This is a genomic window from Flavobacterium succinicans, assembly GCF_001662485.1.
GTDB classification, from domain to species: Bacteria; Bacteroidota; Bacteroidia; order Flavobacteriales; family Flavobacteriaceae; genus Flavobacterium; species Flavobacterium succinicans_A.
The window spans coordinates 67,623-82,265 of record NZ_JMTM01000017.1 but is presented as its reverse complement, the minus strand read 5'-3'; the positions used below and the strand labels follow the sequence as shown (position 1 = coordinate 82,265).

The window sequence follows — 14,643 nt, the reverse complement described above, 5'->3', positions numbered from 1 at the left end:
ATGACAAAAGCAGTAAAAAAACAAGCACTCGGTAGAGGATTATCCGCATTATTAAAAGACCCTGAAAACGATATTAAATCGGTTGAGGACAAAAATGCAGACAAAGTTGTTGGTAATATTATTGAGCTTGAAATTGATGCTATTGAAATTAATCCATTTCAACCCAGAACAAATTTCAATGAAGAATCACTGCGTGAATTAGCCACTTCTATTAAAGAATTAGGTGTGATTCAACCTATTACGGTTCGTAAATTAGATTTTAATAAATACCAATTAATTTCTGGGGAACGTCGTTTGCGCGCTTCTGTTTTAGTAGGACTTACCACAGTACCTGCTTACATTCGTATTGCAAATGACAATGAATCATTGGTTATGGCTTTGGTGGAAAACATCCAACGTCATGACTTAGACCCAATTGAGATTGCACTTTCCTACCAACGTTTAATGGATGAAATCCAGTTGACACAAGAACAAATGAGCGAGAGAGTGGGAAAAAAACGTTCTACCATTGCCAACTATTTGCGTCTTTTAAAACTAGACCCAATTATTCAAACTGGAATTAGAGACGGTTTCATCAGTATGGGACATGGTCGTGCCATCATCAATGTTGAAGATTTAGATGTTCAGGCGCAAATGTATCAGAAAATTGTAAGCCAGAATCTATCCGTACGTGAAACAGAAACTTTGGTCAAAAACTATCAAGAAAGTTTGTTGCCAAAATCAAACATTCCTGCTAAATCTGCTGCATTTGAAATTGATGATGAGCAACAACATAGCTTTAATTCTTATTTTGGAACCAAAGTAGATTTGAAAGTAGCCAATAACGGAAAAGGAAAAATAACCATTCCATTTCACTCTCAAGAAGATCTCAACCGAATCATTAAATTAATCAAAGGGTAGTGAATAAAATCCTTGCTATATGTATCCTTACTTTTTTTATAGGAAATGGTTTTGTTTTTGCACAAGATAAAAAAGATAAAAGTCTAATTGCAAAAGACACTATCCAATCGAATGATATTGACCCTCTAACACCTGCAAAAGCGGCATTTTATTCTGCTATTTTACCAGGTTTAGGTCAAGCCTACAACAAAAAGTATTGGAAAATTCCATTGGTCTATGCTGGAATAGGCACAAGTTTGTATTTTTATTTAGACAACAATAAGAAATACAATCAATACCGAGATGCTTATAAAAGACGATTAGAAGGCTACACGGACGATCAATTTTCTTATTTAGACAATAGCCGACTCATTGCTGGTCAAAAATTTTATCAACGCAACAGAGATTTATCGGCATTAGTAACGGTTGGTTTTTATGTTTTAAATATTATTGACGCCAATGTTGATGCGGCTTTAATACAATTTAATGTAAGTGAAAATCTATCATTAAGACCTGAAATTTACCCCAACGATGTAACGTTTCGTCCCAATGTCGGACTAACGTTTAATTATACTTTTTAATAAGTACTTATTTTAAATCAAAAAAAATGAAGATTGCGCTTTTAGGATACGGAAAAATGGGTCAAGTAATTGAAAGAATTGCACTTGAAAGAGGCCACGAAATCGTTTTGAAAAAAGACGAATTCAATACTTATGAAGGATTAGAAAAAGCCGATGTTGCCATTGATTTCAGTGTTCCAGCAGCCGCAGTTGCAAATATCTCTGCAAGTTTCAACAATAATGTCCCTGTCGTTTCGGGCACAACGGGTTGGTTGGAACACTATGACGAAATGATTGCCTTATGTATAGAAAAAAAAGGTGGTTTTATTTCTAGTTCTAACTTTAGTTTAGGGGTGAATCTTTTTTTTGAATTGAATTCCTATTTGTCAAAAATTATGGCTCCTTATGATTCTTACAAAGTGGCAATGGAAGAAATTCACCATATTCATAAATTAGACGCACCAAGTGGAACTGCTATTACCCTAGCCGAAGGTGTTATAGAACATAGTAATTATTCTAATTGGACAATGGACAATAGTCCAAAAGAAAACGAACTTCACATTGAAGCCATTAGAACTGGAGAAGTTCCAGGTACACATACGGTAACCTACAACTCCCCTATCGACGCCATCGAAATTAAACATACTGCACACAACAGAGAAGGATTTGCCTTAGGTGCTGTTATTGCAGCAGAATGGTTGGCAGGAAAACAAGGCGTTTTCACCATGAAAGATGTTTTAAATTTTAAATAATCATAGCGCTACTTTAGCTTTAAAAACCGAATTCTATGACACTATATTCTTGGTTTGTATTCTTTTTAGTTATTCAAATAGTCCATTTTTTAGGTACATGGAAAATGTACGAAAGTGCCGGAAGAAAACGCTGGGAAGCGGCTATTCCTATTTACAATGCCATCGTATTGATGAAAATCATAGGAAGACCCACTTGGTGGACGATTTTATTGTTCATTCCAGTAATCAACTTAATCATGTTTCCTGTAGTTTGGGTAGAAACCTTACGTAGTTTTGGAAGACGTTCTACAGTAGATACCATCTTAGTGATTCTAACCTTTGGTTTTTATTTGTACTACATCAATTATACCCAACCATTAAATTATATAGCCGATAGAGACACAGCACCTGACCATAAAGCGGCTGACACTGTTAGTTCATTATTGTTTGCGGTTATTGTTGCTACTATTGTTCATACTTATTTCATTCAACCTTTTACGATTCCAACTTCATCTTTGGAGAAATCCTTATTGGTGGGAGACTTTTTGTTTGTGAGCAAAATGAACTATGGAGCAAGAGTTCCAATGACTACCGTTGCGATGCCAATGGTTCATGATACTATTCCGTTAACTAAGAAAAAATCGTATCTAAATTGGCCACAATTGCCATATATGAGATTCCCTTCTATCGAAGATATCAAGCGAAATGATATCGTAGTATTCAACTGGCCAGTAGATACAGTATATAAATTTAGAGACAAATCTGGTTTACGCGTTGACAAACCTATCGATAAAAAATCAAATTACGTAAAACGTTGTGTTGGTTTACCTGGAGATAATTTATCCATAAAAGATGGTTTAATTTACATTGATGGAAAAGAACTTATTTTACCTGAGAGAGCCAAACCTCAATATTCGTACAAATTGGCTTTGGATGGTAAAACACCTATTGATTTTGAAACTTTGTTCAAAGAACTAGACATTACCGATCCAGCGTTCTTTTTGGATGATCAAAGAAGAGACACTTTATTTATTAGTGCTTTAACTACAGCTGGTGCCGAACGATTTAAGCAAGTACCAGGTATCACTTCGGTGACTAGAATAATCACTAAAGGAGCAGAAAAAAATGTCTTTCCTCATACCAAAGACTGGAATCAAGACAACTACGGTCCCATTTATATTCCGCAAAAAGGAAAAACTGTAGCTTTAAATTTAGAGACGCTTCCTTTTTACAAAACGATTATCACAGATTATGAAAATAAAAAATTAGAAGTAAACGGAACCGAAATCAGAATTGACGGTAAAGTAGCTACTAATTACACTTTTGATCAAAATTATTATTGGATGATGGGAGACAATCGCCATAACTCTGAAGACAGTCGTTATTGGGGATTTGTTCCAGAGAACCATATTGTGGGTAAACCCATTTTTATTTGGTTAAGCTGGGATACTAACGGAAAAGGCATCAACAAAATTCGTTGGGATCGTGTTTTCACAACCGTTAGCGGAGAAGGCCAGCCACAATCCTATTTCAAGTATTTCTTGTTTGCATTAGTTGCTTTCTTTATTGGAGAATATTTTTGGAAAAAAAGAAAAGCTAAAACTGAGATTTAACCCAATGTACAATGTAGATTCAAAAGTCATATTTTTCCTTGTTGGATGAATATGACTTTTGACTTTAAAAAAAGCAGTATGAATACATTAATACATCCCTCGTATTTCCCTTCAATTAGTCAGTTTGCGGCTATGGTACAGTCGGAAGTGGTGACGTTTGAAGTTGAAGATAATTTTCAAAAACAGACGAATAGAAATAGAACTTACATTTATAGCCCAAATGGGATTCAAATGCTAAATATTCCTATCAAGCACGCCAACAAAGGGCATCAAAAAACGAAAGACATCATTATTGAAAATGATTTTGATTGGCAAAAGCAACACTTTAAGTCACTTGAGGCGGGCTATAGAAGCTCTCCGTTCTTTGAGTTTTTTGAAGATGATTTTATGCCATTCTTTGAAAAAAAACATCACTTTTTGATGGATTTGAATTTTGAAACCATCGCTTTGGTAGAAAAATGCCTTCGCTATTCGCTAGAATTCAAAAAAACCGATGAATATTTTCACGAAGTAGCGGATGACATTTTTGATGCTAGAAGCCTAGTAAATGGCAAAAAAGACCCAAATGTATTTGAAAACTACACCCAAGTTTTTGATGACAAACATGGCTTTATCAACAATTTGAGCGTACTGGATTTGATTTTTAATGAAGGAAAATTTGCTTTGGGTTATCTGAAAAATCAAAACATTATTGTGCCATAAAAGCCAATTGATGGTCGTTTAGCCCCGATTGCTTCGCCAGTTCGCTATCGCTCGGGTGAAGCGAAATCCTTTTGTGCCGGGGTTCGGCACAAAAGATTATAGCGAAAAGCGGGAAACCATAACTGCAAAAAAGCCTTTTGTTTCGCTCCTAAAACTGCTTTTAAAAACTCAACTTGGCCATAATGGGATAATGATCTGAGTTTTGAAATTCTGGAAAACTCTGAAACTCTTTGACCTCCATTTTATTATCGGCAAAAATATAATCAATTCTTGCGGGATAATAACGAAAGGTATAGGTTTGACCAAAGCCTTTGCCTGCTTCTTCGAAAGCGTCTCTTAATTTCCCTTTTACATTGCGATACACATACGAAAAGGCGCTATTATTCAAGTCACCGCAAATGATTAAAGGATATTGCGACTCTTTTTTGTGTGCAATAAATATTTCGGCTTGTTCTTGTTGTTGCCTGAAAGCTTTGCTGATGCGATTGAATAATTTCTGTGATTTTTGTTGATTTATTACCTCGATGTTCTCGGAAATTTCGTGTACGTCTGGCGAAATTTTTATGGATTGAAAATGGATATTATACACGCGAATAATGTCTTTTCCTCGCTTTATATCGGCAAAAATGGCGTTATTATTAGAATTAGGAAACACAATATTGCCTTGATTGATTATTGGAAATTTTGAAAAAATGGCTTGCCCTGTGCGAATTTTATCTCCTTCGATAAAAATATAGCGGTAGGGATAGACTTTTAAATCGACATTGCCATGGTTTGAATATTCCTGAATACATAGAATATCAGGGTTGTTTTCGTTGATGAAAGCCAAAATTTCTTGAGGAATATCTTCTCTGTCGATCCATTTAAAAACATTGAACAAACGAACATTGTAACTCATTACCTTAAAATCTTTTGGAGAATCTTGGTAAATCTTGTTTGAAAATTTATAGAATTTATTAATGAAGGTAATGCCCATAAGCAAAACCAGCCCGGAAAGAATCATTCTTTTTTTGAACTGAAGTCCCCAATACAAAAAAAACAAGCCATTTAGCACAAAAAATACCGGCATAAACAAGGTGAAAACCGCAAATAAAGGAAAGACTTTGGGCGATAAAAAGGGAAATATATAGGCAGTAAAGGTGAATACAGTCAGAACTATATTCAAAAAAAACATAATTTTATTAAACCAAGAAAGGTTCTTCATTACTTGATAATTGTTGGTGGTTGTATGGTCTATTGTTCATTGTTTTGGGTTAATTGTTTAAATTAATTTTGATACTAATTTTTCAACAAAACGAACCACAACCTTTAAACTTAAACCATTTGTACTATTTCCCGGCTTTAAACAAAAACTCTTTTTCTTCGGCGGTTAAACAATCATAACCGGACTGACTAATTTTATCTAAAATCTCATCGATTTGTTGTTGAGTTTTGTCTTTGGTTACAATTTTTGAAGCTGTTCTTGGCGCTTCTTTTCTTGCATAATTAACGTGAACTTTCTTGAATGGTTTTTTTTCTTTTTTCTGAAAAAGACTGCCAAAAAAATCGGTTATTCCAGAAACCAATTTACTCAAATCCACACCACTAACCAATAATTTTATAAATAAAAAACCAAAAAAAGCACCCGCAAAGTGAGCGATGTGTCCACCCATGTTTTCTAAACGGAATTGAAGCACATCCAATAAAAGAATTACAGCGGTGATGTACCATAATTTTACCCTTCCGAAAAGAAATAAGTGGACTTCCATCAGTGGTTGATAAGTAGTTGTCGCCATTAAAATAGCGTAAATGGCTGCCGAAGCACCAACTATTAACGAAGAATATTGCAAAAAATAATAAACGATCACAAACACTATTCCCGAAAAAATAGAGCTTAGCACATACAGTCCCACAAATTGCTTAGTGGTAAAAAAGGTCAAAAATAATTGACTACAAAAATGCAAAACCAACATATTGAAGAACAAATGACCAATACCATCATGAAAAAAAGCATACGAGAGATACGTCCATGGGCGACTTAGAGAAACCAAAGGGTCTGATGATAAAGCAATCCAATCAGGAAATGCAAATTGACCTAACTTAAATTGGTAAAAAAAAGGTATGGAGATTAAAAAGATACCTACATTCCAGAAAATGAACTGCAAGGCTACATCTCCCAAACGGTAACGCGATTTTAAATCATCGAATATATTCATAAAGTGATGCATTAATGACTCAAATATAAGCAAAGCTATAAAAAAGAACTCGCTTTTTTAATTCCAACGATTGTTATTGAATTGATTTTTTTTCCAATACCACATCATCAAGAAACCAATTAATGCACCGCCTAAGTGTGCAAAGTGTGCAATTCCTGAAGAACCTCCAAAAATCGAGCCTCCAGAAACGCCAGAATATAAATCGATTAATAATAATCCTGGCACAAAGTATTTTGCTTTGATTGGAATTGGGATAAACATCAAAGCTAATTCTGCATTAGGAAACATAAAAGCAAAGGCAACCAAGAGTCCGTAAATGGCTCCTGAGGCTCCAACCACAGTACCTAAATAGGCACCTATAAATTCATTAAACTCGGTTACAGTGAGCAATTCTTGCCATCTTGTGTCCATTTTACCTTCGCTCAACACTTGTAAAATTTCGGTTTTAGAAAATCCATTTGAAATTAAAGTATTCAATCCATTTTCAAAGAAATAATAATTGACCCCTGTATGTAAAAGTGCCGCACCTAATCCACATGAAATGTAAAAAAACAAAAACTTTTTGCCACCCCAAAAATGCTCTAAAGCCGAACCAAAAGAATACAACGCAAACATATTAAACAAGATGTGCATTATATTGGGCAATGGCGCATGCATAAACATATGCGTGAAAATTTGCCACACATGAAAATCGGGATTATCAAAATAGTACATGGACAACAAATGGTAGGCTGGTTCACCCACTATCATGGAGCCAATATAAAACAGCACGTTAATAATCAACAATTGCTTAACGGTTGGAGTGATATTCATCATACAGCAAATTTTTTATCTAAATCTTCCACACGCATGGTGATGAAAGTCGGTTTATTAAAAGGAGAAATATTGGGCTCTTTGCAAGCAAAAAGACCATTTACAAGATTTTCTTGTTCTTTTTCGGTTAAATACGTTCCGGTTTTTACTGCTAAACTTTTTGCCATTGATTTGGCTATGGTATCGCTTTGACTAAAACTGTTTTCTGGAATCCCATCGTGTAAATCGGCTAATAATTGTTCGATCACCAAGGCTACTTCACTTTCTGAAATTGTAACTGGAATACCCGAAATCACCACATGATCTGTAGCCGAAGTATCAAATACAAAACCTGTAGCGGTCAATGTGCCTTGCAGTTCCTGAATCAATGCCATTTCATCGGTAGAAAAGAATAAATTCAACGGAAACAACAATTGCTGACTAGCTGCTTGATGCATGGTCATATTGGCCAAAAATTGCTCGTACAACACTCTTTGATGAGCGCGCTGTTGATCTACAATCACCATTCCTGACTTTATAGGCGAAACAATATATTTTTTATGTATTTGATACGTTTTTTGCACAGCCTGCTCGACTTCATTCTCCGAAAACAATGAGGAAGAAATCGCATCTGTTTCAAAAGCCATACTAGAAAATTGCTCGGGTTCTGGGTCACGTTCTATCTCTGGCTCTAGTCCAACATACAAACTTTCCCAACTTGCCGTAGCTTCAGGTTTCTTATAACTTGAATAGGATTTTTGAGGTGTTGGAGTCGATTCAGCGAAAGGGTTAAAATTACCATCAACCTCAATCGTAGGAAAAGAACCTTCCAAATCTTTATAATGATAAGGCGTATCCAAATTGGCGTCTCTATCAAAATCCAATACAGGAGCTACATTAAATTGCCCAAGACTGTGCTTGATTGAAGCTCTTAGAATAGCATACAAAGCGTGTTCATCGTCAAATTTAATTTCAGTTTTTGTAGGATGAATATTGATATCAATCGTATTGGGTTCAACGGTGAGGTACAAAAAGTAACTGGGTTGCAGACCATCTTTCAAAATACCATCAAAAGCCGCCATCACTGCGTGGTGCAAATAGCCACTTTTTATGAATCGGTCATTGACAAAGAAAAACTGCTCTCCCCTACTCTTTTTTGCAAATTCGGGTTTGCTTACAAATCCTTGAATGCTCACTATCTCCGTTTCTTCGCTAACGGGCACTAATTTTTCATTGGTTTTGCCAGCAAATATTCCAACTATACGTTGACGTAAAGTGGCCGGAGGCAAATTGAACATTTCATTTCCGTTGTGATAAAAAGTGAAATGAATTTTTGGATGCGCCATAACCACCCGTTGAAACTCATCGACTACGTGGCGAAATTCAACAGTATCTGACTTAAGGAAATTACGACGGGCTGGTATATTAAAGAAAAGATTTTTTACGGCAAAAGAAGTTCCTTTAGGCAAAACAGCGACTTCTTGGGAAACAAACTTGCTCCCTTCGATGATAATGTGAGTACCCAATTCGTCTTGATCTTGCTTGGTTTTCATTTCTACGTGGGCAATCGCAGCGATAGAAGCCAAAGCCTCTCCACGAAACCCTTTGGTGTTTAATGAAAATAAATCTTCAGCCAAACGGATTTTGGAAGTGGCGTGTCGTTCAAAACACAAACGTGCATCTGTCACGCTCATTCCAACGCCATTATCTATGACTTGCACGAGTGATTTTCCTGCATCTTTTATAATCAATTTAATGTCAGTGGCTTTGGCATCTACGGCATTTTCTAACAATTCTTTGACAACAGATGCAGGTCGTTGTACTACCTCTCCAGCAGCAATTTGGTTAGCGACATGATCCGGAAGCAATTGAATAATACTCGACATTAAAAAAAATAGATTTAGAGATTAATTTTTTTTGATTTTGGATTTAAAATCAAAAGACATAAGAAGGACAAATTTAAGCAAAAACTATTGGGTTTTGCTAGCAAGATACTCATAAAAAAAACAAAAAACCTATACTTGAAAATGAGAAGTATAGGTTGTAAAAATAAGAAATTAGCCTTCTATTCTTCAAGTTGTAGCGGCTTGTCTTCGATTTGTAAAGCGCCTGCTCCTAAAAGATTTTGATGCTGAAATTGGTGTGTTAGCGTAGCTTGATGACGAATGTATGCCATTTTTATAGCTGCAATGGCAGCTTCGGTACCTTTGTTTCCGTGTATTCCTCCGCTTCTGTCTATAGATTGTTGCATCGTATTATCGGTTAGTACGCAAAAAATTACAGGAATATCGGTTTGTACGTTTAGGTCTTTGATACCTTGGGTAACGCCTTCGCAAACAAAATCGAAATGTTTGGTTTCACCTTGAATAACGCATCCAACCACGATAACCGCATCTACGTTTTGGGTTTGTAGCATTTTTTTGGCTCCATAAATCAGCTCAAAACTTCCTGGAACATTCCAACGGATAATGTGTTGAGCAGGTACTTGGTTTTCTATCAAGGCTTGGTAAGCGCCATTGAAAAGCCCTTCTGTTATATTCTCATTCCATTCTGCAACCACAATTCCGAAACGGAAATCTTTGGCATCTGGAACTTCGTTTTTATTATAATCCGATAAATTTTTGTTTACGGTTGCCATTGTATTATTGTATTTAAATTAAACTCTTGTTCTTTTTGTTGCCTTTTAAGAATGTAGCCAAAAAAGCAAACACATTACTCCTAGCCCCGATGGGAGGGAATATCCTTTTGTTTGTAGCTGGCAGTTCTTCAACGGCCACCTACAAACAAAAGATAGGAAGGACAGCGGGACGATTTTGCCTGAAAAGCCTATTGTTGCTGCTCCTAAAAAGCAGTAGTAAATATAGGTATAAAAAAAGAGGTTAGAAATGAAAGTATTCAAAAATTAATTCGAATTCCTTTGGTTTCTAACCTCAATTTATTTTGAAAAACAGTGCTTTTTATTGCGCTAGTCCTATCAAACCATCTACAGAAGCGGCTTCTGGAGTGGCGTCATAATTTTCTTTGATATCTGTAAAATATTTCAAAGCTTCTTCTTTTTTGCCTAAGCTTAAAGCTGTTTTACCAGCCTTCATCAAGAAACGTGGCGTAGTGAAATCATTTTTGTTGGTTTCGGCAGCTTTTACATAAAAATCAAGTGCTTCTTGTGGCTTGTTGGTTTGTGCATAAGCATCACCAATTGCCCCTTTGGCCAACGCACTCAAAAGAATATCTTCTGATTTGAATTTCTCTAAATAAGAAATTGCCTCAGCATATTTTCCTGTATTTAGGTAAGCCATACCTGCATAGTAATTGGCTAAGTTTCCTGCATCTGTCCCTGAATATTCGTCAGCGATTTTGATAAATCCGAATTTACCTTCAGAACCGTTCAACGCTAGTTTGTATAAAGAGTCACTAGCTATACCATCGGTTGCCTTTTGGAAATTTTGTTGCGCTACGAACATTTCGTTGGCAGCTTCTTCTTGTTTTGGAGTAGCAATAAATTTTTGATAGGCTAAATATCCTACAGTTATCAAAGCAATACCTGCTACGATACCAATAATGATTTTTTGATTTTTAGCTACAAAATCTTCTGTTTTTGAAGCCGTTTCATCTAACTTAGAGAAAACTTCTGCAGTAGCACTGTCTTTTTCATTAACTTGAACTTCTTCGATAGGTTCTTTAACTTCTTTCTCTTTTGGTGTTTTATATCCTCGTTTACTGTAAGTAGCCATTTAAAATTAATTTAGTGTGCCGCAAAAATAAAATTTTTATTGAAACCCACACAAAAAAAATGAATTTTATATTCAGTATCTTACATTTTATTGTTTCAATTATCGAAAAGCGTTTTATCTCAATAATTTTAGATAAATTTGCACCCTCAAAAACTCGCCCTCATAATGGAAATTTATGCCAAAAAACGAGACACTTAACCCATGTATCTAAAAAAAATTTCTTTATTCAATTATAAAAATTTTGCCGAAGCTGATTTTGAGTTTGATCACAAGATTAATTGCTTTGTTGGCAAAAATGGAATTGGGAAAACAAACGTCCTTGATGCTATCTATCATTTGGCTTACGGCAAAAGTTATTTCAATCCGCTGGCTGTTCAGAACATCAAACATGGCGAGGATTTTTTTGTAATTGATGCCTTATTTGAAAAAAATGATCGCACAGAGCAAATCGTTTGCAGCATCAAAAAAGGACAAAAAAAAATCTTAAAAAGAAATGGCAAAGCTTACGATAAATTCTCAGAACATATTGGTTTCATTCCGTTAGTAATTATTTCGCCCGCCGATCGCGACCTTATTATTGAAGGAAGTGAAACCCGAAGAAAATTTATGGACAGCGTGATTTCGCAATTGGACGCGAATTACTTGCAACAATTAATTCAATATCAAAAAACCATCAATCAACGCAATGCTTTGTTGAAATATTTTGCTTTGAATCATGTTTTTGACAACGATACATTATCTATTTACAACGAGCAATTGGATGGTTTTGCTTCGTTGCTTTTCGAAAAAAGAAAAGCGTTTATTGCTGCTTTTTTGCCAATCTTCAACAAACACCATCAAGCGATTACTGGAAATGCAGAGAAAGTACAATTGGTTTACGAGAGCCATCTTTATGAGAACTCTCTTTTGAACTTACTAAATGAAAATTTAGCCAAAGACCGAGCCTTGCAATACACCAGCGTTGGTATTCACAAAGACGATTTATCGTTTGAAATTGATTCGTTTCCTATCAAAAAATTTGGTTCTCAAGGGCAACAAAAATCATTTTTGATTGCACTTAAACTCGCCCAATTTGATTTTTTAAAACAACAAAGCGGTGTAAAACCTATCTTACTTTTTGATGATATTTTTGACAAATTGGATGAATTTCGGGTAGCTAAAATTGTTGAAATGGTTAAAGACGATTCATTTGGACAACTCTTTATTTCGGACACGCATCCTGAGCGGACCGAAGCGATTATTCAATCCACCTACCAAAGCTATTCAGTAATTAAACTATAATTAAAACATATGAATAACATTACAATAAAAAAATTAGGCTTACTTCTTCTTTTTCTATTAACACTTTTGACACAGTTTTTTATTTACAAAATATGGAGTTCTGACAACTATTTACAAGACAACATCAATCAAAACGCCTATTCTTTATTAAAACCTAATAAATCTTTGGTTTTTTCAAACCTAGCTACAAAAAATTATCTTGAAGCGGGAAACCATTTTAATGAATACATACAATATCACAAACCTATTTCTTTGAAAAAATACCAACTCTCATTGGATAGCATGACGGTGTATTTGGATAGTTTAAACTATTTAAATAAAACTAACAAAGATTTTTCGGTTGTCATAAACAATAAAAAACAAATTGAATTAGAAGTGGTCTCTCTGAAGAATCAATTAGAAACACTCATCAATCAGAAATATGATAAAGATAAAAGTAATATCAACCCAGATTTATCCATAAAAAAATTCAATTACGAAAAAATCTTAAGCTCAATCACTTATGACACCATCAGAAAAGTAACAGAAACCAAGAAAAAATCTTTTTTTGGAAGAATTGGAAACGCACTAAAAGGAAAGTCCGATGTGGACAAACAAGAAGTGCAATCCATTATAAAAATGGTTTTTAATAACAAGGAAAAATCAGGCACATTTGAAGATCAACTCCGAAATACTTTTGTACTTACGGAGAAATACTATTTAAACAATTTTAACAGAATAAAAGCCACTTACAATTCATTAAAAAACAAAGACCAAGAATTATTACTCATCAATAAAAACATTCAAAATAAAAGCCAAAAACTTATACTAGCCTATTCAAAATCGGCTCAAGAAGCTAGCCGAAATAAATTTAATCAAGCGATACAAGACTATAGTAACGAAAATATTAGGCATAAAAAAAGTATTTTTTATCTACTTATTTTAATGAGTGGTGCAACAGTAATTTTGATTCTTTACACCATTTATACCTATATAAATGAAAGCAAATTGGAAAAAGCAAAAGCTACTGCAGAGAAAAATCTTGATTTAAAAAACCAACTCATCGGAATGTTATCACATGAAATGAGAGCTCCATTGAACATCATTTCGAAATACTCTGAAAAAATTAAAAATCAAAACTCAAATGCCGAGTTAACAAAGGATATTAATTCACTTTATTTCACCTCAAATTCACTACAAAATACTGTAAATCAGATTTTAGATTTCTTAAAAAACGAAAACGCTAAACTTAAATTATTCAATACTAACGTGAATTTAAAAAAAGAAATAATCCCGTTATTGGATACACTACAAACCATTTCTGAAACTAAAAACATCACAATTGTTAGTAATATCAACAAGAATGTCGACACGCTTGTTTGGGCAGATAATATTAAAATTCATCAGCTTTTTTACAACACTATCATCAATGCAATAAAGTTCACCAACAAAGGAACAATAACCGTAAATGTTGATTTGAACAAACAAATAAATAACTACCAACTTGATGTTTCAGTCATAGACACAGGGATCGGAATTCCAGAAGAGGACTTGAAAAAAGTATTTAATAAGTTTTACCAAAGTAAAAGTCATCAAAAACAAATGAGCTATGGCGCGGGACTAGGACTCAATCTTTGCAAGAGTATTGTCGACTTATACAATGGAAATATTGATATCAAAAGTAAAATAGGAATTGGAACAGAAATTTCATTTACTCTCTTTCTTGATAAACCAAACGAAAATCAAGAAACATTTGAGACAAAATTGAAAAATCAAACCAAAAACAGCACTATTAAAGCAGTAATTGTTGATGACGACCCTGTAATTATTCAAATTGTAAAAAAATTAATGACCAATATAGGCTTTGAAATTGTAACTTTTGGCAGAGGACCAGAAGCAAAAGAATACCTAAAACATAACATTGTAGACCTAATATTGACTGACATTCAGATTTTTGATTACTCCGGTATAGATTTAGCAAAAGAGATTAAAGCATTAACAAATCAGAACAAAAACAAACCAATAATTGCTTTATCTGGAGACACCTATCTTGATACTGTAGAGATAAATAGCTTTGGCTTTGATGAAATTCTAATAAAACCAATTAATAAAGAGGAACTTTATCAAAAACTATATAACCAACTACAAAATAAACCGTAATTTTATTTACCTTAAAAAAT

At 34.4% G+C, this 14,643-nt stretch carries 13 protein-coding genes; 7 read left to right on the top strand and 6 right to left on the bottom strand.

Going from position 1 to position 14,643, the window contains the following annotated elements:
- The 5 genes from FLB_RS02440 to FLB_RS02420 all read left to right on the top strand — a co-directional run bounded on the left by FLB_RS02440 (position 1) and on the right by FLB_RS02420 (position 4,485).
- Complete coding sequence (locus tag FLB_RS02440) at positions 1-900, top strand: ParB/RepB/Spo0J family partition protein (RefSeq protein WP_064714377.1); 900 nt, start codon at positions 1-3, stop codon at positions 898-900.
- Complete coding sequence (locus FLB_RS02435) at positions 900-1,460, top strand: DUF5683 domain-containing protein (RefSeq protein ID WP_064714376.1); 561 nt, start codon at positions 900-902, stop codon at positions 1,458-1,460. Before FLB_RS02440 ends, FLB_RS02435 begins: the two co-directional genes overlap by 1 nt.
- Before the next feature lie 26 nt (positions 1,461-1,486).
- On the top strand, positions 1,487-2,191 hold the full coding sequence (gene dapB, locus FLB_RS02430; RefSeq protein ID WP_064714375.1) for a 4-hydroxy-tetrahydrodipicolinate reductase: 705 nt from the start codon (positions 1,487-1,489) through the stop codon (positions 2,189-2,191).
- Positions 2,192-2,226: 35 nt separating this feature from the next.
- Positions 2,227-3,783, top strand: a complete 1,557-nt coding sequence (gene lepB / locus FLB_RS02425) for a signal peptidase I (RefSeq protein WP_064714374.1) — start codon at positions 2,227-2,229, stop codon at positions 3,781-3,783.
- Positions 3,784-3,861: 78 nt separating this feature from the next.
- Positions 3,862-4,485 (top strand): WbqC family protein, encoded by a 624-nt coding sequence (locus FLB_RS02420; RefSeq protein WP_064714858.1) that lies wholly within the window; start codon positions 3,862-3,864, stop codon positions 4,483-4,485.
- Between the two features lie 160 nt (positions 4,486-4,645).
- Here the strand turns inward: FLB_RS02420 and FLB_RS02415 are convergent, their stop codons facing one another.
- The 6 genes from FLB_RS02415 to FLB_RS02390 form a co-directional block, all read right to left on the bottom strand.
- Positions 4,646-5,689, bottom strand: a complete 1,044-nt coding sequence (locus FLB_RS02415; protein WP_064714373.1) for an endonuclease/exonuclease/phosphatase family protein — start codon at positions 5,687-5,689, stop codon at positions 4,646-4,648.
- 124 nt (positions 5,690-5,813) lie between these two features.
- Positions 5,814-6,680, bottom strand: a complete 867-nt coding sequence (locus FLB_RS02410; RefSeq protein WP_064714372.1) for a rhomboid family intramembrane serine protease — start codon at positions 6,678-6,680, stop codon at positions 5,814-5,816.
- Between the two features lie 57 nt (positions 6,681-6,737).
- Positions 6,738-7,496: a rhomboid family intramembrane serine protease gene (locus FLB_RS02405; protein WP_082923198.1), complete on the bottom strand. Its 759-nt coding sequence runs from the start codon at positions 7,494-7,496 to the stop codon at positions 6,738-6,740.
- Positions 7,493-9,358, bottom strand: coding sequence for a DNA mismatch repair endonuclease MutL (gene mutL, locus FLB_RS02400; RefSeq protein WP_064714371.1), 1,866 nt, complete (start codon positions 9,356-9,358; stop codon positions 7,493-7,495). Before mutL ends, FLB_RS02405 begins: the two co-directional genes overlap by 4 nt.
- A gap of 179 nt (positions 9,359-9,537) precedes the next feature.
- On the bottom strand, positions 9,538-10,110 hold the full coding sequence (gene ribH / locus FLB_RS02395) for a 6,7-dimethyl-8-ribityllumazine synthase (protein WP_064714370.1): 573 nt from the start codon (positions 10,108-10,110) through the stop codon (positions 9,538-9,540).
- A gap of 319 nt (positions 10,111-10,429) precedes the next feature.
- Positions 10,430-11,203 (bottom strand): tetratricopeptide repeat protein, encoded by a 774-nt coding sequence (locus FLB_RS02390; RefSeq protein WP_064714369.1) that lies wholly within the window; start codon positions 11,201-11,203, stop codon positions 10,430-10,432.
- Between the two features lie 201 nt (positions 11,204-11,404).
- Here FLB_RS02390 and recF point away from each other — a divergent pair, with 201 nt between their 5' ends.
- Together recF and FLB_RS02380 are read left to right on the top strand one after the other, a co-directional pair.
- Positions 11,405-12,484: a DNA replication/repair protein RecF gene (gene recF, locus FLB_RS02385; RefSeq protein WP_064714368.1), complete on the top strand. Its 1,080-nt coding sequence runs from the start codon at positions 11,405-11,407 to the stop codon at positions 12,482-12,484.
- A 9-nt stretch (positions 12,485-12,493) separates the two neighbouring features.
- On the top strand, positions 12,494-14,623 hold the full coding sequence (locus FLB_RS02380) for a hybrid sensor histidine kinase/response regulator (protein ID WP_082923197.1): 2,130 nt from the start codon (positions 12,494-12,496) through the stop codon (positions 14,621-14,623).
- The last annotated feature ends 20 nt before the right edge of the window (positions 14,624-14,643 follow it).